The 18,285-nt window shown below is 70.5% G+C and carries 20 protein-coding genes; 13 read left to right on the plus strand and 7 right to left on the minus strand.

Annotated features, from left to right (window positions below):
• Positions 1-13 precede the first annotated feature (13 nt).
• The 8 genes from ribH (at position 14) to tolA (ending at position 6,071) form a co-directional block, all read left to right on the plus strand.
• Positions 14-478, plus strand: coding sequence for a 6,7-dimethyl-8-ribityllumazine synthase (gene ribH, locus KGA65_RS09050; RefSeq protein WP_225862821.1), 465 nt, complete (start codon positions 14-16; stop codon positions 476-478).
• Positions 475-957 (plus strand): transcription antitermination factor NusB, encoded by a 483-nt coding sequence (nusB, locus tag KGA65_RS09055; RefSeq protein WP_225862822.1) that lies wholly within the window; start codon positions 475-477, stop codon positions 955-957. The genes ribH and nusB overlap by 4 nt, the downstream gene beginning before the upstream one ends.
• A 57-nt stretch (positions 958-1,014) precedes the next feature.
• On the plus strand, positions 1,015-2,199 hold the full coding sequence (locus KGA65_RS09060; RefSeq protein WP_225862823.1) for a pyridoxal phosphate-dependent aminotransferase: 1,185 nt from the start codon (positions 1,015-1,017) through the stop codon (positions 2,197-2,199).
• Between the two features lie 71 nt (positions 2,200-2,270).
• Positions 2,271-3,314 (plus strand): serine/threonine-protein kinase, encoded by a 1,044-nt coding sequence (locus KGA65_RS09065; RefSeq protein ID WP_225862824.1) that lies wholly within the window; start codon positions 2,271-2,273, stop codon positions 3,312-3,314.
• Between the two features lie 57 nt (positions 3,315-3,371).
• Positions 3,372-3,788: a tol-pal system-associated acyl-CoA thioesterase gene (gene ybgC, locus KGA65_RS09070; RefSeq protein WP_225862825.1), complete on the plus strand. Its 417-nt coding sequence runs from the start codon at positions 3,372-3,374 to the stop codon at positions 3,786-3,788.
• Positions 3,785-4,471: a protein TolQ gene (gene tolQ, locus KGA65_RS09075; protein WP_225862826.1), complete on the plus strand. Its 687-nt coding sequence runs from the start codon at positions 3,785-3,787 to the stop codon at positions 4,469-4,471. The genes ybgC and tolQ overlap by 4 nt, the downstream gene beginning before the upstream one ends.
• 15 nt (positions 4,472-4,486) lie before the next feature.
• Positions 4,487-4,915, plus strand: a complete 429-nt coding sequence (locus tag KGA65_RS09080) for a biopolymer transporter ExbD (RefSeq protein WP_225862827.1) — start codon at positions 4,487-4,489, stop codon at positions 4,913-4,915.
• Positions 4,916-4,919: 4 nt separating this feature from the next.
• Complete coding sequence (gene tolA, locus KGA65_RS09085) at positions 4,920-6,071, plus strand: cell envelope integrity protein TolA (protein WP_225862828.1); 1,152 nt, start codon at positions 4,920-4,922, stop codon at positions 6,069-6,071.
• Here tolA and KGA65_RS09090 read toward each other — a convergent pair.
• The 4 genes from KGA65_RS09090 to KGA65_RS09105 are packed head-to-tail and all read right to left on the minus strand — an operon-like array spanning position 6,055 to position 8,508.
• Complete coding sequence (locus tag KGA65_RS09090; RefSeq protein ID WP_225862829.1) at positions 6,055-6,519, minus strand: DoxX family protein; 465 nt, start codon at positions 6,517-6,519, stop codon at positions 6,055-6,057. The two genes, tolA and KGA65_RS09090, sit on opposite strands and share 17 nt — an antisense overlap.
• Before the next feature lie 2 nt (positions 6,520-6,521).
• Positions 6,522-7,358: a hypothetical protein gene (locus KGA65_RS09095; protein ID WP_225862830.1), complete on the minus strand. Its 837-nt coding sequence runs from the start codon at positions 7,356-7,358 to the stop codon at positions 6,522-6,524.
• A complete protein-coding gene (locus tag KGA65_RS09100) occupies positions 7,334-8,233 on the minus strand; it encodes an MbnB/TglH/ChrH family RiPP precursor modification enzyme (protein WP_225862831.1) in 900 nt (299 codons plus the stop codon). Before KGA65_RS09100 ends, KGA65_RS09095 begins: the two co-directional genes overlap by 25 nt.
• On the minus strand, positions 8,230-8,508 hold the full coding sequence (locus KGA65_RS09105) for a BufA1 family periplasmic bufferin-type metallophore (RefSeq protein WP_225862832.1): 279 nt from the start codon (positions 8,506-8,508) through the stop codon (positions 8,230-8,232). Before KGA65_RS09105 ends, KGA65_RS09100 begins: the two co-directional genes overlap by 4 nt.
• Positions 8,509-8,626: 118 nt before the next feature.
• Here KGA65_RS09105 and KGA65_RS09110 point away from each other — a divergent pair, with 118 nt between their 5' ends.
• The 4 genes from KGA65_RS09110 (at position 8,627) to KGA65_RS09125 (ending at position 14,193) form a co-directional block, all read left to right on the plus strand.
• Entirely contained in the window at positions 8,627-9,193 is a 567-nt protein-coding gene (locus tag KGA65_RS09110) for a sigma-70 family RNA polymerase sigma factor (RefSeq protein WP_225862833.1), read from the plus strand.
• Positions 9,194-9,216: 23 nt separating this feature from the next.
• The gene (locus KGA65_RS09115; protein WP_225862834.1) at positions 9,217-9,441 is read left to right on the plus strand and encodes an anti-sigma factor family protein; all 225 of its coding nucleotides are present in this window, start codon (positions 9,217-9,219) and stop codon (positions 9,439-9,441) included.
• A 140-nt stretch (positions 9,442-9,581) separates the two neighbouring features.
• Positions 9,582-12,113, plus strand: a complete 2,532-nt coding sequence (locus tag KGA65_RS09120; RefSeq protein ID WP_225862835.1) for a GspE/PulE family protein — start codon at positions 9,582-9,584, stop codon at positions 12,111-12,113.
• A 67-nt stretch (positions 12,114-12,180) separates the two neighbouring features.
• Positions 12,181-14,193, plus strand: coding sequence for a sigma-54-dependent Fis family transcriptional regulator (locus KGA65_RS09125; RefSeq protein WP_225862836.1), 2,013 nt, complete (start codon positions 12,181-12,183; stop codon positions 14,191-14,193).
• Positions 14,194-14,211: 18 nt separating this feature from the next.
• On the opposite strand, the gene moeA is transcribed toward KGA65_RS09125, so the two are convergent.
• Positions 14,212-15,492, minus strand: a complete 1,281-nt coding sequence (gene moeA / locus KGA65_RS09130) for a molybdopterin molybdotransferase MoeA (protein ID WP_225862837.1) — start codon at positions 15,490-15,492, stop codon at positions 14,212-14,214.
• Between the two features lie 68 nt (positions 15,493-15,560).
• Here moeA and KGA65_RS09135 point away from each other — a divergent pair, with 68 nt between their 5' ends.
• Positions 15,561-16,178, plus strand: a complete 618-nt coding sequence (locus KGA65_RS09135; protein ID WP_225862838.1) for a tRNA-uridine aminocarboxypropyltransferase — start codon at positions 15,561-15,563, stop codon at positions 16,176-16,178.
• Here KGA65_RS09135 and KGA65_RS09140 read toward each other — a convergent pair.
• A complete protein-coding gene (locus KGA65_RS09140; RefSeq protein WP_225862839.1) occupies positions 16,171-16,932 on the minus strand; it encodes a SapC family protein in 762 nt (253 codons plus the stop codon). The genes KGA65_RS09135 and KGA65_RS09140 overlap by 8 nt on opposite strands.
• Entirely contained in the window at positions 16,919-18,229 is a 1,311-nt protein-coding gene (locus KGA65_RS09145; protein WP_225862840.1) for a hemolysin family protein, read from the minus strand. Before KGA65_RS09145 ends, KGA65_RS09140 begins: the two co-directional genes overlap by 14 nt.
• Positions 18,230-18,285: the final 56 nt, after the last annotated feature.

Below are 18,285 nucleotides of genomic sequence, written 5' to 3' on the forward strand. Positions count from 1 at the left end.
CGGAAGGAACCCCATGCAAGGTGCAGACAAGGGCCAGAGCGGCTCGCTGGACGGCCAGACGCTGGCCATCGGGATCGTGCGCGCCCGCTTCAATGACGCGATCACCGCCCAGTTGGCCGCGTCCTGTCTGGCCGAGCTGGCGGCCTGTGGCGTGCGCGAGGAGGACATCCAGGTGGTGACCGTCCCCGGCGCGCTGGAGGTGCCGCTGGCCCTGCAGGCCCTGGCCGACAGCGACGACTACGACGCGCTGATCGCCCTGGGTTGCATCATCCGCGGGGAGACCTACCACTTCGAACTGGTGTCCAACGAAAGCGGCGCGGGCGTGACCCGCGTCAGCCTGGACCACCAGATCCCCATTGCCAATGCCATCCTGACCGTCGAGAACGAGGCCCAGGCCTGGGCCCGCGCGGAAGAAAAAGGCCGTGATGCCGCCCGCGTCGCCGTCGAGATGGCCAACCTGTTGAACGAACTGCCGTGAGCGACACCTCTTCTTCCCCGGCCCGTCCCGCCCACAAGCGAACGGCGCCCAAGTCCGCGCGCCGCCGCTCGCGCGAGCTGGCCCTGCAGGGCCTCTACGAATGGCTGATCTCGGGTGCCGAGGCTGGCACCATCGACGCCCACATGCGCGAGCAAGGCGACTTCGAGCGCTGCGACCAGGCCCATTTCGATGCGCTGCTGCATGGCTGCATCGCCGAAGCCGCCGACCTGGACAGTGTGCTGGCCGCCCATGTGGACCGCCCGACGACCGAGCTCTCGCCGGTGGAACACGGCGTGCTGTTGATCGGCGCCTACGAGCTCAAGCACTGCCTGGACGTGCCCTACAAGGTCGCCATCAACGAAGCCGTGGAACTGGCCAAGAGCTTTGGCGGCACCGACGGCCACAAGTACGTCAACGGCGTGCTCGACAAATCGGCGGCCGTGCTGCGGCCGGCCGAAACCAGCGCCGCGCGCCGCTGAACCTTCTCCATCCCAGCACCGCGGGGCGCCAGGCGCCCCGCGTTTCTTTCCTCCGCCATGAAACTCGCCAGCCGCCTCGACCACATCGCCCCGTTCTATGTCATGGAGTGCGCCAAGGCGGCCAACGAGATCGCCCGCCTGCCCGAATGCGACCCGGCGCGAGGCGGCACGCCGATGATCTACCTGAACATCGGTGAGCCGGACTTCACCGCGCCCGCCTCGGTGCAGGCTGCGGCCGAGGCCGCGATCCGTGCCGGCCGCACCCAGTACACCGACGCCAACGGCCTGCCGGCATTGCGCGAGGCCCTGTCGGGCTGGTACCGGCAGCGCTTCGGTCTGGACATCGCACCTGAACGCTTCGTGATCACCGCCGGCGCCTCCGGCGCGCTGCAGCTGGCCAGCCTGGCCCTGTTCGAGCCGGGCGACGAGGTGCTGATGCCGGACCCGGCCTACCCCTGCAACCGCCACTTCGTCGCCGCGGCCGGTGCCACCGCCGTCTCGCTGCCCGCCAGTGCGGCCCAGCGCTTCCAGCTGGATGCCGCCACCGTCGCGGCCCACTGGACCCCGGCCACGCGCGGCGTGCTGCTGGCCTCGCCGTCCAACCCGACCGGCACCTCGATCATGCCGGAAGAGCTGGCGGCGATCGCCCGCGAGGTGCGCCAGCGCGGCGGCGTCACCGTGGTCGACGAGATCTACCTGGGCCTGTCCTACGACGAGCGCTATGGCCAGAGCGCCCTGGCGCTGGGCGAGGACATCATCTCGGTCAACAGCTTCTCGAAGTACTTCGGCATGACCGGATGGCGCCTGGGCTGGCTGGTGGTGCCGCCGGCCCTGGTGCCGGCGCTGGAGAAGCTGCAGCAGAACCTCTACATCTGCGCCTCCACCGTGGCCCAGCATGCCGCGCTGGCCTGCTTCGAGCCCGACACGCTGGCCGAGTTCGAACGCCGCCGCCAGGCCTTCCGGGCCCGGCGCGACTTCATCGTGCCGGCCCTCAACGCGATGGGTCTGACGGTGCCGGTGGCCCCCGATGGTGCCTTCTACGCCTGGGCCGACTGCAGCCGCTTCACCGACAGCAGCTGGGACTTCTGCCTGCGCGCCATGCGCGAAGCCCATGTGGCACTGACGCCGGGCAAGGACTTCGGCCCGGCCGCGGCCGAACGCTACCTGCGCCTGTCCTTTGCCAGCAGCCTGGAACAGCTGCAGGAAGCCGCCCGACGGCTCTCACATTTCGTTGCAAGCTGAGCGAGCACCGGCCAGGGCATTTGCGTTGACACGCTGCCCAGCGCGAGCGGAATTGCTTATGCTCCGCCCTCATGTCCTGGAACCCCTTCAAGACGCGTCAAGGCAGTACCGACGGCGCCTCGTCGACGTTTCAGCGCACGGTCATCGAAGACCGGGCCCGTAGTCAGTTCGACGCGCTGCATGCCCTTCTCCAGGAGGAAGAGGGCTGCGCGCCGCTGGGCACCGTCGGCCGCTACGAACTGCGCACCGTGCTGGGCGAAGGGGGGTTGGGCACCGTCTATGGCGCCTGGGACCCGCTGCTGTCGCGCCGGGTGGCGGTCAAGATGCTGAAAAGCCAGGCCCTGCCACAGACCGCGGAGGCGGGCATGCCGTCGCCTGAGGAGCTGACGCTGCACGAGGCCCGCGCCGCGGCCCGGCTGTCACACCCGCACATCGTGACGGTCTTTGACGCGGGCAGCTCCCCGCAGGGCATCTACATCGCCATGGAGCCGCTGCACGGCCTGGACCTGCGGCAGATGCTGCGCCAGGGCTGGCGCCCCAGCCCGCAGGAAGCGGCCAGCCTGGTGCGGCGCGTGGCCGAGGCCCTGGCCTACGCCCACGGCAAGGGTGTCATCCATTGCGATGTGAAGCCCGCCAACATCTTCATGGTGGACCGGCGCATGCCCAAGGTGCTGGATTTCGGCATCGCCCGGCTGGCCCGTGGCGATGGCAGCGCGGTTCTGGCGGCCTCGGTCGGCTCGCCCCACTACCTCGCCCCGGAGCAGCTGACCCAGGGCCTCATCGACCGCCGCTGCGATGTCTATGCCCTGGGCGTGGTGCTGTTCGAACTGCTGACCGGGCGGGTGCCCTACACCGGGCATTCGATGGACGAGATCAGCCAGGCCGTGTTGAAGGCCCCCCAGCCGGTGGCCTGCCAGTGGGCTCCCCAGGCGCCCGAGGGCTTGTCTGCCATCGCGGCCCGGGCCATGGCCCGCCATCGCGACGCGCGCTTTGCCTCGGCCCGCCATCTGGCCAATGCCCTGCGCGAATGGAAGCACGCTGGCGAGGCCGAACCGCCCCCGCCAGCCGCCAACCAGCGCAGCCTGTTGGCCTGGTTGCGCGGGGACCGCGGCTGAGCGGGTCTCCCCGCCCGCCGGCGGGCGGGCAGGGGTCGGCGTATCATTGGCGGTTTCATGTCCGCTGCCTCGACCGCTCCCCTCTTTCTGCTCCCGGTGCGCGTGTACTGGGAAGACACCGACGCCGGCGGGGTGGTGTTCTACGCCAACTACCTCAAGTTCTTCGAGCGCGCCCGCACCGAGTGGCTGCGCGCCGCCGGCACCGGCCAGCAGGACTTGCGCGAGCGCACCGGCGCCCTCTTCGTGGTCGCCGCCACCCGGCTGCGCTACCTGTCCCCCGCCCGGCTCGATGACGCGTTGCAGATCAGCGTGGACCGGGCCGACACCGGCCGGGCCCGCATGACCGTGTTCCAGCAGGCCTGGCGGGGCGAGACCCTGCTCTGCGAGGGCGAGATCGAGATCGCCTGCGTGGACCAGGCCGATTTCCGGCCCCGCCGCATTCCTTCCGAAGTCCTCGAACGACTCCTCCCATGAACCAGGACCTCTCCATTGTTTCGCTGCTGGTGCATGCCAGCCTGATCGTCCAGGTGGTCGTCAGCATCCTGTTGCTGATCTCGCTGGCCAGCTGGAGCGTGATCTTCTCGAAGATGGTCGGACTCTCCCGCACCCGCGAACGCGACGCGGCCTTCGAGCAGGAGTTCTGGTCCGGCCGCAATCTGAACGACCTCTACCGCTCGGCCAGCAACACGCCCGACAGCGGCCCGATGGAACGCCTGTTCGCCAGCGGCATGCGCGAGTTCATGAAGCTGCGTGAACGCCACCTGGATGCCGGCAGCCAGCTCGACGGTGCGCGCCGCGCCATGAAGGCCACGCTGCAGCGGGAGCTCGATGCGCTGGAAGGCAGCATTGGCCTGCTGGCCTCGGTCGGCTCCATCAGCCCGTACGTCGGCCTGTTCGGCACCGTGTGGGGGATCATGCACGCCTTCGTCGGCCTGTCCAACCTGCAGCAGGTCACGCTCTCCACCGTGGCCCCCGGCATTGCCGAGGCCCTGGTGGCCACCGCCATCGGCCTGTTCGCGGCCATCCCCGCGGTGCTGGCCTACAACCACTTCGCCCGCACGATCGACCGCATCGCGATCCAGCTCGAGAGCTTCGTCGACGAGTTCCTGAACATCCTGCAACGCAACGCCGGCACCGCGGGCGGCTCGTTGCACTGAGGCGGGGGACGCGAGATGCCTGCAGTTGCCTCCCGCAGCGGCGGCCGTCGACGCCGCGCGATGAACGAGATCAACATGGTCCCGTTCATCGACGTGATGATGGTGCTGCTGATCATCTTCATGGTCAGCGCGCCGATGATCACCACCGGCCTGGTGGACCTGCCCAGCGTGGGTAAGGCCAAGACCCGGCCGCAGAGCGTGGTCGAGGTGGTCGTCCAGAGCGATGACAAGCTCGAACTGAAGATCGACCAGGGCCCGTCCCAACCGATCACGCTGGGTGCCCTGGCCGACCAGGTGCTGAGCGCCCAGAACGGCAGCGACAACGTGCCGGTGATCATCTCGGCCGACAAGCAGGTGCGCTACGACAGCGTGATGAAGGTGATGGACACGCTGCAGCGCCATGGCGTGCAGCGCGTGGGGCTCTCGGTCAAACAGGGAGGCTGAGTCCGTGAGCAGTCCGCTGCAGCCCTGGTCCACGCCCCGTGACGCGCTGCATCCGCCCAGTGCGGACAACCCGCGCGTGGGCTGGCTCATCTCGGTGCTGGCCCATGCCCTGCTGGTGCTAGCCCTGACCCTGGGCGTGCAGTGGCACACCTCCGACCCCGCGGGGGTCTCGGCCGAACTGTGGTCGGCCGTGCCGCAGATCGCCGCCGAACCGCTGGGCCAACGCGATGGCCAGCCGGATGCGGCCCCGCCCTCGTCCGATCAAGCCGAGCCCACCCCACCGACCCCGCCGGCAGCCCAGGTGGAAGCAGCCCAGCAGCGCGCTGCCACCCAGGCGGCGGCCCAAGCCGCTGAGAAGGCGGCCGAGAAAGCGGCGGAAAAGGCCACCGAAAAGGCCGCTGAAAAGGCCGCCGCCCAGAAGGCGGCCCAGAAGGCCGCTGCCGAGAAGGCCCAGGAAGAACGCGATGCCGAGCTGGCCCGCGAGCGGGATCAGCGTGCCAAGGACAAAGCGGCCAAGGAGAAAGCCGCGAAAGAGAAGGCGGACAAGGCCGAAAAGGCCGCCGAAGAGAAAGCCGCCAAGGAAAAGGCTGCCAAGGAAGCCCAGGACGCCAAAGACAAAGCCGACAAGGCGGCCAAGGAGAAGGCGGCCAAAGAAGCTGCCAAGGAGAAGGCGGCGCAGGACAAGGCCGAACAGGCCGCCAAGGACAAGGCAGAGAAAACGGCCAAGGAAAAGGCCGCGCAGGAGCAGGCCCGCCAGGCCAAGGCCGCGGCCGCCGCCCGCCAGGACCAACTGCGCCGCATGGCCGCCCAGCTGGGCAGCCCGACCGGCGTGGCCGGCGCCAACGGCCCGTCCGGCAGCACCGGCACCGCACAGCGCAGTTCCGGCCCCTCGGCCAACTACGCCGGCCGCATCAAGGCCTACATCAAGCCCAACATCGTCCAGATCGACAGCATCGACGGCAACCCGGAAGCGGTGGTGGAAGTGCGCTGCGCGCCGGACGGCACCATCATCGGCCGGCGCCTGACCCATGCCAGCGGCAACAAGGACTGGGACGACACCGTGCTGCGCGCGATCGACCGCACCGGCAAGCTGCCGCGTGACGTCGACGGCCGGGTGCCGCCGACGATGGAAATCCACTTCAAACCCCGCGAGTGAGGCGGCGCCGGCGCCACCAGGCATCCACCGACCAGGCGCCCGGCCCCCACAACAGCAAGGCCAGCAGCAGGCTGCCCCAGAACTGGTGCTGGGTCAGCGCCGCGTCCGCCAGCTCGGCCAGGCTGATGGCGGCCACCGCGTTCACCACGCTCAGCCCGGCTGCGCCGAAACGCCCGGCCAGCCCCAGCACCAGCAGCACCGGCAAGGCCAGCTCCCCCGCGGTGCCGGCCACGGCCGCCACGTCGGGCGGCAGCAGGGGCACGTGGTATTCGTCCTGGAACAGCGCCAGCGTGATGTCCCAGTCGCGCAGCTTGGTCAGGCCGGAGCGGAAGAACACCGCCCCCACATAGACACGCGCCGCCAGCTGGGCCGGGGCCTGCAAGGCCTGCAGCAGCCGCTCGGCGCGCTGGGCCCAGGCGCCGCCGGGCAGAAAGGTGTGAAGTGACATGGTCAAGGTTCCTCATGGGTCGAAAGGTCCACGGCCGACAGGCAGTCCACGGCCGTCCACCAGCCGTCGGTCAGGGCCGTCTGCAGCCAGGCCTGGAAATCGTGTGGGGCGGCCTGGGCCAGGGCCTGCCCCAGGCTCTCGCCACGCAGCAGGTGGCGGGTGAAGCGCGCCTGGTCCGCGGGCAGCGGCCGCACGCCCACCGCCAGGCCGCGGCGGCAGACCACCACCGCCGTGCGTCCGCGGCCGGCCGGGGGTGGCGGCTGAACCTCGGCCGCTGGGACATCCCCCTGGGTCTGGGTCTGCCACAGGGCCAGCGCCGCGGTGGACAGGCTCAGCACCGCCAGCCCCGGCCGGGGTTGCAGGACCAGCCGGACCGGATCCGTGGTGTGCAAGAGGGCCAGCCCCGCCGGCCAGCCCTCTGGCGCGTCCTCGGCCCGGTTGGCCTGGTGCACCCCCCATTCCAAGCGGGCCAGGTCCGCGGCCCAACCAGCCACCGTCGGGCACCGCGCCCGCCCTGCCGGGCTGCGCAGCCAACCGGCCCAGTGGCCGCCCCAGGTGCCCAGATCCCCTTGGCGCGGCGGATGCCGTTGCCACAGATCCCAGGCCGCGGCAGCCACATCGGCCGGCGCCAGCTGGCCGGCCAGCACCGGATACGCCACGGTCAGCGTGCGGGCCGCGGTGGCCCGGGCATGCTGCCGGTGGGACGACAGGGCCGCCGCCGGGCCGCACCAGCCCGTCGGCCAGGCCTGTGCCCCGCCCTGCAGCGCCGCCAGCAACGCTGTCTGATGGCGGTGTTCCGCCCGCGCCGCCGCGGTCAGGCGGCCTGCCGCCGTGCCCATGGGGCCTCCCCATGGTGTTCCGGCCGGCAGGCGGCGGCCCGCGCCGCCTCCTGCAGCAAGGTGTCCAGCGACGGCAAGCGGGTGTCCCACTCGATCAGTGTGGGCACTGGCCCCAGCCGGGCCAGCGCATGCCGGTACACCGTCCAGACCGCCTCGCCCACCGCGCTGCCGTGGTCGTCGATGACCAGCGGGCCGCTGGCATCGTGACCGGCCAGGTGGATTTCCTCCACACTGGCCGGGTCCAGCGCATCCACCCCATCACAGGCGGCTCGCACCGGGTCGGGTTCGCGCCGGTTGAGGGCATTCACCACCAGGTTGTTCAGGTCCAACAGCACATGGCAGCCGGTGCAGCGCGTCAAGGCGTTGAAGAAGTCCGGCTCCGCCATCTCGTCGTCTGCGCGCCACAGACAGGTGCTGATGTTCTCGACCGCCAGCACCCGCCCGAGTCGGGTCTGCACCTGGTCCACCTGCTGCGCCATCAGCGCCAGCGAGGCTTGGTTGAAACCGATGGGCAGCAGGTCACCCGCATGCACCGCCTTGCCGCCACGACGCACCTGCGTGAAGGCTGCGTGGTCCGAGACATGGCGCGGCGCCACGTCCCGCACCAGGTCGGCCAGCCGGTCCAGATGCCAGGCATCCAGCCCGGCGGCCGACCCCAGCCCCAGCCCCACACCATGCAGGCTGAGGGGATAGCACGCCGCCGCGGCCCGCAGTGCCGCACGTGCCGCACCACCGGCGGCAAAGAAGTTCTCCGAGTGCACCTCGATGAAATCCAGCGCCGGGCGGCGCTGCAGCAGGGCACGCCCGTGCGGCGTGCGCCAGCCGATGCCCACCGGCTGGCGCCGCGGCAGAGCCGAGGCAGCGGACGGGCTCACTTCTTCAGATCCATCTTGGCCTCGTCCAGCGTGCGGCCATGCAGCGCATGGCAGCTGCCCTTGGCCACGTAGTTCCATTCGTCGGCCCCGTGGTCGGTCTTGGCCAGGCCCGCGCAGGAATGCGAGCCCGACAGATTGGCGCAATCGTTGGCGCCGGCCTTGGCGATGCCGAAGCACTTTTCCTTGGGGCCGGATTCGGCCTGGGCCGTCGCGCCCAGGCCAAGGGCCATCACGGCGGTCAGGGCGGTGGAGACGAGCAGGTGGTGCGAATGCATGGGAGCTCCTGGAAGGAAGGGGGTTTGCAGCCACGCCCTGTGCGCAGCTGTCAGGTCTGTGGTCGCGGGCGGCGCGCATTCCTTACACTGAAGGTGTTGCCATTCCCGATCCCCGCGCATGCCAGACGAATTCCAGAAGGCGGTGCAGGCCTTGCGCCCGCAGCTGATGCGCTACGCCCACTCGCAGCTGCGCAACGAGGCCTGGGCCGAGGACGCGGTGTCGGACACCCTGCTGGCGGCGCTCGAGCGGCCCCAGGCCTTTGCCGGCCAGTCGCAGCTCAAGACCTGGCTGGTGGGCATCCTCAAACACAAGCTGGTGGACCAGCTGCGTCGCCATGCGCGCGAAGCCACCGTGCTGCAGGCCGATGACGCCGAGGATCTGGACGCGCTGCTGTTCGACGAGACCGGCCACTGGCGGGAAACGCCGGCCGACTGGCAGGGCCATCCCGAGGCCCTGCTGGGCCAGCAGCAGTTCCTGCAGGTGCTGGACGCCTGCATGGAGCACCTGCCCCCGGTGCAGGGCCGGGTCTTCCTGATGCGGGTCTGGCTGGAGCTGGACACCGAGGAGATCTGTCAGGAGCTCGCCATCACCGCTGCCAACCTCTGGGTGCTGCTGCACCGGGCGCGGCTGCGCCTGCGTGACTGTCTGCAGACGCGCTGGTTCCCACCGGCCGCGCAGGCCTGACCCCTCCCCGCCACGGACCTGCCATGCTGTTCCAGATCTCCTGCCGTCAGGCCACCGCCCTGATCCTCCAGGCCGAAGACCGCACGCTCACCCGCGGCGAACGCCTGCGCCTGCGCCTGCACCTGACCTTGTGCGACCCCTGCCCGCGTTTCCTGCGCCAGGTGACGGTGATGCACCGCGCCGTGGACCGCTGGAAGCACTACCGCGATGCAGCACCGGACGACGGCCCGGTTTCTGAAGAAAAATAACGGTTTGACAAGGACTTGCGAACGTCGAATGGGCAAGCTGGCAGGCATTCTGACGCCTTATCGCGCCATGCCCGTGCGGCTGTCCCTTCTAGGATGACACGACATACAGGCCTCATCGGGCCTGCCCCTTTATGCAGGCCATGAGCAACCTTTCGCATCTGCCGCCTTCCGTGACGTCGGGCACCGACGACCCGGCCCTGCTGCCGTCGACCGGTGCGCAGGAATCGTTCGCCTGGCCCACCCCGCCCTACGCCATCTACGCCACCAGCCTGCCGCAGCAGGAGCCCGAGCCCTGCGAGATCGAAGGGCTGAACGGCAAGGTCATGCAGGCCACGATGCTGGGCTTCTGGCCAGGCCAGAACGTGATCCAGGTGCTGGTGCCGCCGGCCCGCACGGCCATGCCGCTGCGCCCCAGCCAGTTCCGCCGCATCACGCTGCTCACTCCGCTGCGGCCGTCCTTCATGGACCGCGGCGCGGTGCCCGCCGAGCTGATGGACTTTCACCCCTCGGTCGACTACCGGGTGGACCTGGCCGACGGCAGCACCCTGAGCGGCCGCACCGTGGGCCACATGGAAACTACGGAAGGCCTGTTTCTGTTCCCGCCGCTGGACGATGGCGGCACCGTGCAGCGCCTGTTCTGCCCGCGCGGCGTCTATGCCCGCTACCAGCTGGGGGCCGCCCTGGGCAGCATGCTGGTGGCCGAGGACACCGCCAGCCCGGCCCAGATCGCCGAAGTGCTGGCCGAGCAGAACCAGCTGCGCGAGCGCCGCCTGGGCGATGTGCTGCTGGGCCAGAACGTGGTCACCCGCGAGCAGCTGGAATCCGCGCTCGAGACCCAGTCCCGCATGCCGATGGTGCGCATCGGCGAGGCGCTGATCGCGCTGGGCTACATCACCCAGGGCCAGCTGGATGCTGCGCTGTCCGAACAGCGCGAGAACCGCGCCGTGCCCCTGGGCGAGCTGCTGGTGCGGGCCGGCCACATCCAGCGCAGCGCGCTGCGCTCCGCCCTGGCCCGCAAGATGGGCTACCCGGTGGTCCAGCTGGAAGACTATCCGATCGACCCGATCGCCCTCAAGCAGGTGCCGCTGAGCGTGGCACGCCGCCTCAACGTGCTGCCGCTGCAGTCCCTGCCCGGCCGTCTGGTGGTGGCGCTGGAGGACCCGTCGCGCACCGACGTGCTCGACGAGCTGTCCTTCCTCGCCCAGGGCAAGGTGGTGCCCGTGCTGCCGGCCAGCGACAACCTGCAGCAACTCATCTCCGGCGCCTACCAGAAGCACGGCTACGAGGAGGCGATCTCGCTGAGCGCCTTCGACCCGTCCGGGCTCTCGTTCGACGAGGCCGGCACCGAGCGCCTGCTGGCCGACCTGGAGCAGACCCGCACGTCGGAGCAGGAGACCCCCGACGAGCCGCCGATCGAGCAGTCGGACAACACGCTGGTGCGGCTGATCAACACCATGATCGTCGAGGCCCAGGCTCAGGGTGCCTCCGACATCCACATCGAACCCCAGCCCGGCCGCGAGAAGCTGCGCATCCGCTTTCGCCGCGACGGCATCCTGCACCCCTACCTGGAGCTGCCGCACACCTACCGCAATGCCCTGGTCGCCCGCATCAAGATCATGTGCGACCTGGATATCTCCGAGCGCCGGCGGCCGCAGGACGGCAAGATCAACTTCGCGCGCTTCGTGCCCTCCTGCCCGATTGAGCTGCGCGTGGCCACCATCCCGACCAACAACGGGCTGGAAGACGTGGTGCTGCGCCTGCTGGCCTCGGCCAAGGCCCTGCCCATCGACAAGCTGGGCCTGTCACCGCAGAACCTGCTGGCCCTGAAGGACGCGATCGGTCGTCCCTACGGCCTGGTGCTGTGCGTAGGCCCCACCGGTTCCGGCAAGACCACCACGCTGCATTCGGCGCTCAGCTACATCAACACGCCCGAGCGCAAGATCTGGACCGCCGAAGACCCGGTCGAAATCACCCAGGCCGGCCTGCGCCAGGTGCAGGTGAACCCGAAGATCGACTGGACCTTCGCCAAGGCGCTGCGCGCCTTCCTGCGCGCCGACCCGGACGTGATCATGGTGGGCGAAATCCGCGACGAGGAGACCGCCAGCATCGCGATCGAATCCTCGCTGACCGGCCACCTGGTGCTCTCGACGCTGCACACCAACAGCGCCGCCGAGACCGTGACCCGTCTGCTCGACATGGGCATGGACCCGTTCAACTTCGCCGACTCGCTGCTGGCGGTGCTGGCCCAGCGGCTGGTGCGGCGCCTGTGCAGCAACTGCCGGCGCGCCGAGCCCGCCCCGGACGAGTGGGTGGAAGAGCTGCTGGACGACTACCTGCACGCCTGGGAAGGCCACACCGGCGCCCCCGACCGCGCGGCGCTGAAGCAGGACTGGATCCGCCGCCACGGCGCCAAGGGGGTGCTGATGCACTACCACAGCCCCGGCTGCGAAAAGTGTGACAAGACCGGCCTGCACGGCCGGGCCGCGATCCACGAGCTGCTCAGCACCTCGCGCGAGATGCGCCAGCTGATCCACAGCGCCGGCCATGCCGAAGACATCGAACAACTGGCGCTGAGCCAGGGCATGCGCACGCTGCGCCAGGACGGCATCGAAAAGGTGCTGGCGGGCATCACCTCACTGGAAGAAGTGCGCGCCACCAGCAACACGCGCTGAACCCGGCCGGCTGAGGCACACTGGCGGCCTTGCCACCCGCTGCGGCGGACTTCCGGAGGACCGCGCCATGCCCGGCCAGCCCACTTTCGCCACCGTGCCCGCGGCCTCGCCCGGCGCCCAGGCCAGCGTCATCGCCAACTCGCACCAGCGCTGTGAGGCCCTGGGCCTGGGCCGTGCCACCCGCGCCAGCGACGCGCTGGTGAGCGGTGGCGAACTCAACCTGGCCCTGCAGCGCAACGAGCGGCTGTGCCTGCACGCCGCCCCGGTGATGGAGATGCTGCTGGAGCAGATCGTCAGCAGCAAGAACATGGTGCTGCTGACCGATGCGGCCGGCACCGTGCTGCACGCTATCGGCGACAACGACTTCCTCTCCCGTGCCGCGCGCGTGGCCCTGCAGCCGGGCGCCAACTGGTCCGAGGCGGCCCAGGGCACCAACGCGGTCGGCACCGCGCTGGTCGACGAGGTGCCCACCCGGGTCCATGCGGACGAGCATTTCATCCGGGCCAACCATTTCCTGACCTGCTCGGCCGCGCCCATCCTGGACCCGCGCGGCAACATCCTGGGCGTGCTGGATGTCTCGGGCGACCGTCAGGGCTACCACCCGCACACGATGGCGCTGGTGAAGATGTCGGCCCGCATGATCGAGAACCACTGGCTGACCGACGACCACCGGCTGGCCATGCGGCTGCACTTCCACCGCCGGCCCGACGTGATCGGCACGCTGATGGAAGGCATCCTGGCCGTGGAGCCAGACGGCCGCATCATTGGCGCCAACCGGGGCGCCCAGGAGCTGCTGGGCCTGGGCGGGGCGGCGCTGCGGGCGCACACCGTGGCCTCGCTGTTCGACCTGCCGATGGGCGTGCTGGTGGACCGCTTCCGCCACCCGCTGGGCCAGCCGCTGCCGGTCACGCTGGCCGATGGCCGGCGCCTGTACATGCAGGCCCGCTTCAACGGCCCGCTCTGGACCGCCAGCGCGGCACACCTGCCGCCCCAAGGCGAGGCGACCCTGGCGATCGAGGAGGCCACCGCCCTGCCGGCGGAAGACCGCCGGCGCCCGGCCACGGCCCCCAGCGCCCGCCAGCCCGGGGCGCTGGACGCGCTGCGCAGCGGCGACCCACAGGTGGCCGCGGTGGTGGACAAGATCCAGCGCGTGCTGGACCGGGACATCCCGATCCTGCTGCTGGGCGAGACCGGCACCGGCAAGGAGGTGTTCGCCCGCGCCATCCACCGCGCCTCGCAGCGCGCCGCCAAACCCTTCGTGGCGGTCAACTGCGCCTCCATCCCGGAAACCCTGATCGAGGCCGAGCTGTTCGGCTACGAGGAAGGCGCCTTCACCGGCGCGCGGCGGCGCGGCGCGGTCGGCAAGATCGTGCAGGCCCATGGCGGCGTGCTGTTTCTCGACGAGATTGGCGACATGCCGCTGTCACTGCAGGCCCACCTGCTGCGGGTGCTGCAGGAACGGCAGGTCACGCCGCTGGGCGGCAGCCGGCCGATCCCGGTGGACGTGACCGTGCTGTGCGCCACCCACCGCCACCTGCGCGAGATGATCGAGGCCAAGAGCTTCCGCGAGGACCTCTACTACCGGCTCAATGGCCTGGCCCTGAAGCTGCCGCCGCTGCGCGAGCGCAGCGACCTGCCCGCGCTGGTGCAGCGGCTGCTGGCCGAGCTCTCCCCCGAGCGGGAGCTGCGCCTGTCCAGCGAGGTCCGGCGCCTGTTCCAGCATTACCCCTGGCCAGGCAACGTGCGCCAGCTGCACAACGTGCTGCGCACCGCCTGCGTGATGACCAGCCCGGCGCTGGAAGTGCTGCCGGAACACCTGCCCGACGACTTTCTGGAAGAGGCCGGGCGCAGCCTGCGCGAGGCGATCCGCCGTCCCGCCCTCTGGGCCGAGCCCGCAGACACCACCGCGGGCACCGCCCCAACCGAGGCCCGCGCGGCCGTGCCGCTGCAAACCCTGGCGCAACAGGCCATCCGGCAGGCGCTGGAACAGGCCGGCGGCAATGTCAGCCTGGCCGCCCGCCAACTGGGCGTGAGCCGCAACACCGTCTACCGCGCCCTGCGCGGCGGGCAGACCGGCTGACGCACCAGCCTCGGCCGCTCAGAACAGGCCGTTGAAGGGCAGGATCTCGATCCAGTCGCCGGCGGCCACATCGCCCTGCTCCGCCGACAGCACGGCCAGCCCCTGGGCCTGCGCCAGGCCGCTGAGCACGCCCGAGCCCTGGGCGGCGGCCAGCCGGGCCTGCCAAGCCCCATCCTCCCCCGGCTGCAGCAGCACGCGCGGGAACTCGGTGCGACCGGGCCGCTTGCGCACGGGGCCGGCGCTGCGCAGCTGCAGCCGCGGCAGCGGCGTCACCGCCACGCCCGCCAGGGCCAGCAAGGCATCGCGGGCCAGCACCTCCAGGCTGACCAGGGCTGCCACCGGGTTGCCCGGCAGCGCGAACAGCCAGCAGGGCCGGGTGCGGCCCGGCGCCGGCTGCAAGGCGCCAAAGGCGAACGGCCGGCCCGGCCGCATCGCCACCGACCAGAAATCGACCGCTCCGCGACGGGCCAGCAGCGCCCGCGTGTGGTCCGCGTCCCCCACACTGACCCCGCCGCTGGTCACCACCGCATCGGCCTGTGCCAGGGCCCGGTCCAGCGTCGCTTCCAGCGCCGCCGGGTCGTCCGGCACGCGCCCAAGGTCCAGCACCTCAAGGCCCAGCTGGCTGAGCGCCGCGCCCAGGCTGAAGCGGTTGCTGTCGTAGAGGCAGCCCGCCGGCAGCGCTTCGCCGGGCGAGCGCAACTCGTCGCCGCTGGAGAACAGCGCCACCACCAGGCGGCGGAACACCCGCAGCTCGGTCAAGCCCAGCGAGGCCGCCAGCCCCAGGTCCGCCGGCGCCAGGCGCCGCCCGGCCCGCAGCGCCGGCTGGCCCTGGGCCAGGTCCTCGCCACGGTGGCGGCGGTGGTCGCCGGCCCGCAGCGTGTCCGGCGCGATCACGATGGCCTCGCCCTCGCGCGTGCAGAGCTCCTGCGGCACCACGGTGTCGGTGCCGGCCGGCATCACCGCGCCGGTCATGATGCGCACGCAGTCGCCCGCCGCCAGCGGGCCGTCGTAAGGGTGCCCGGCCAGGGCCCGGCCGACCACCCGCAGCCGGGTCGGCTGGCCGGCTCGCAGCGCGAAGCCCGCCAGGGCGTAGCCATCCATCGCGGCGTTGTCGTGCGGCGGCACGTCCTGCGGCGCCAGCACGTCCTCGGCCAACACGCGGCCCAGGCAGGCCATCAGCGGCTGCCACTGGGTCTCAGCCGGGGCATGGCCCCGCACCGCCGCCAACATCCGCTCCCGCGCATCGGACACGCTCAGCGAAACAGCGGCAAAGGAGGAAGACTCGGGCGTGGCAGGCATGGCAGCGGGGGCAAAGGGCCGGAAAGGCGGCGCCCGCATTGTGCCGCCGGCCATGCCAAGATGCCGCCATGGAGTCCTCTGCCGCGCGCCGCCCCCGCTGCCCCCGTTGCGAACGACCGGCCCGCACCTGCCTGTGCGGCTGGACGCGGCCCATCGACAACCCGGTGCCGGTGCTGGTGCTGCAGCACCCGCTGGAAGTGCAGCACCCCAAGGGCAGCGCACGGCTGCTGACGCTGAGCCTGACCCGCTGCGAATGCTGGGTGGGCGAGACCTTCGACCCGGATCGGCTGGCCGCCTGGATCGGCACGGACGGCGGCACCGCCCTGCTCTACCCGGCCACGCAGCTGGGCCCCACGCCACCGGCGGCGCCAGCCCGTGTCGAACGGCTGGTGCTCATTGACGCCACCTGGCGCAAGAGCCTGAAGATGCTGCTGGCCGAGCCGCAGCTGCAGGCCCTGCCGCGGCTGGCCCTGCAGGCCGTGCCGCCCTCGCGCTACCGCATCCGGCAGGCCCGGCGCGAGGACCAGCGCTCCACGCTGGAGGCCTGCTGCCAGGCCCTGGGCGAGCTCGACGCCCGCCCGGAACGCTACGACCCGCTGCTGCAGGCCTTTGACGACTTTGTGGCCGCCCAGGCGGCCTGGATGACCGGCCGGGCGGCGAAGGAGACCGTCCCCGGTCTCAGTTGAGGACCTGACCGGCCGCGGCCTGCAGCGCCAGATGGCGGTCCAGCAGACGGCGCATGTTGGTCAGCGAGATCTGGTGCGCGCTGAGCAGCCCCAGCAGGCCGCTGCGGGCCAGCTCCAGCATCTCGGCGTCGCTCAGCTTGGCCAGGCGTTCCTCGTCCACGCCCAGGAAGCCGTCCACGGTCATCGGCTTGCCATCCGGCAGCGTGGCGTCGAAGCGCTTGGGTTGCAGCAGCTGCAGCTCCATCAGGCGCTGGCCGACGCGACGGGTGCGTTCCACTTCCACTTCCACGTTCTCGATGAACTGGCGCAGGTTGGTCAGCAGCTCGGTGGGTTCGCCTTGGTCGTCGAACAGCGGGCGGCCTTCGGTGCTGGAGAAGCCCGCGAACGATTCATCGAAGCAGACCACATAGCGGTCGGCCTCGACCCGGGCCATCGTGAACGGGTAGGCGCGCAACATGGCCGGCACGTAGTAGCCGTCCCAGCGGCCATCGGGCTGCAGGAACAGGTTCTCGCCCGGGGTCACGCCGAACACGGCCACCGGGGCCACCTGCGGCTTGCCCTGCTCGTCCTGGCCGGCATTCAGAAACAGGATCGGGTATTCCTTGCAGGCGTCGCCGAATTCGGCCACGGTCAGGAAGAGCGAGTTGAGGCCTTGCGCCACGCCCAGGTTGCTGACGTCAGCGCGCAGCTTGAGTTCGCGGTGCTTCTCGCGGTCCAGTCCGACCGGTTTTTTGTGCAGTTCAGGGTTGATCACTCGGGTTCTCCGTGTTCGGCAAAGGGCTGGCAAGCACCTTGTCGACGCGCTTGCCATCAAGGTCCACCACCTCGAAGCGCCAGCCCCCCCATTCCACCGCGTCGGCGGTGTGCGGCAGCCGGCCCAGCAGCAGCATGATCATGCCGGCCAGGGTGTTGTAGCGCCCGCGGTCTTCCTCGGGCAGCTCTTTCAGTTCCAGACGGTCCTTCAGCTCGTGGACCGGGATCATGCCGTCCACCAGCCAGCTGCCGTCCTCGCGCTGGATCATCCAGGCATCTTCGTCGGTGGGGGCACCAAACTCGCCGGTGATGGCCTCCAGCACATCGCGCACCGTGATCACGCCCTGCACCACCCCGTACTCGTCCACCACAAACACCAGCTCGGCGCCGGTGCTGCGGAAATGCTCGGCCAACTCCATGCCTGAGAGCGTCTCCGGCACGAAGACGGGCGGGGTGATGAAGGCCTCCAGCGACTCGATGTGCCCCTTGGACATCGGCGAGAGCAGGTCATGCGCCGCGACCACGCCCACCACCTCGTCCAGGCTGCCGCGGCACACCGGGTAGCGCGAATGCTGCTCCTCGGCCACGGTGGCCAGCACCTCGTCGATCGAGGCGTTCAGGTCCAGCCAGCGGATTTCCGCACGGGGCACCATCATCGAGCCGACCTGCCGGTCGTCCAGGCGGAACACGTTGCGCACCATCTGGTGTTCCTGCGCCTCGATCACGCCGGCGTCCAGGCCCTCTTCCAGGCTGGCGGCGATCTCCTCTTCGGTCACGCTGCGGATCTGGTCGTTGCGGATGCCCAGCAGGTGCAGCACCGCCTCCGTGCAGGCCGCCAGCAGGGTCACCAGCGGGCTGGCCGCCATCGACAGCCACTTCATCGGCCGGGCCACCAACCGGGCCACGGTCTCGGGGTACATCTGACCCAGGCGCTTGGGCACCAGCTCGCCAAAGATGATGCTGAGGATGGTGATGATGATCACCACCAGGGCGGTGGCGGTGATGTCGGCCGTGCGGCCCACCAGCGGCGTGACGGACTGCAGCCACTGCGACAGACCGTCCGAGAAGGCCGACTCACCGACGATGCCGTTGAGCACGCCGATCGACGTGATGCCGATCTGCACCGTCGAAAGGAAATGGGTGGGGTGGTCCTGCAACTCCAGGGCGGTGGCGGCGCCGCGTTCCCCGGCCTCCACCATGACCTGCAACCGGGCCTTGCGGCTGGCGGCCAGGGCCATTTCCGACATGGCGAAGACGCCGTTGAGAACGATCAGGAAGGCAAGTAACGCAAAGTCCATGGGAGGCGGCGGAGCAAATTCCACGCCGCGAGGCTGAAGGCAATGGGGAGGGAGCG

This window comes from Ideonella benzenivorans, from assembly GCF_020387415.1.
Lineage (GTDB): Bacteria > Pseudomonadota > Gammaproteobacteria > Burkholderiales > Burkholderiaceae_C > Ideonella > Ideonella benzenivorans.